This window comes from Shewanella sp. N2AIL (assembly GCF_022690845.1).
GTDB lineage: Bacteria > Pseudomonadota > Gammaproteobacteria > Enterobacterales > Shewanellaceae > Shewanella > Shewanella baltica.
Genome location: NZ_JALBYT010000125.1, coordinates 1 through 255 on the forward strand (window position 1 = coordinate 1; position 255 = coordinate 255).

1 pseudogene is annotated in these 255 nt (G+C 50.2%); it reads right to left on the reverse strand.

Annotation, left to right across the window (positions count from 1 at the left end):
- A pseudogene (locus MO387_RS21015) lies at positions 1-255 on the reverse strand (IS4 family transposase); the annotation flags it as partial.

Here is a 255-nt window from a genome sequence, read left to right on the forward strand (position 1 = left end):
TGAGCTGAGATGCTAAGTTCATTTCATTTTCGGCAACCGAATCAAAGGCGCTGTTGACCAACAAATGGCTGCTTAACTCCATCAAGCAAACCATGCGAATTTGCGGATAAGCCGCTTCGCCTGAAGCATTTGCGGTACGCGCAAAGGCGGCTTGATTTTGGACACTATCGGGTGTCCGCCACACTACACCGTCAACACCATACAAGTTAAGACCGCACCAATGAGGGTGTTCAGCTCTCGCGTGCCAGGTATTAG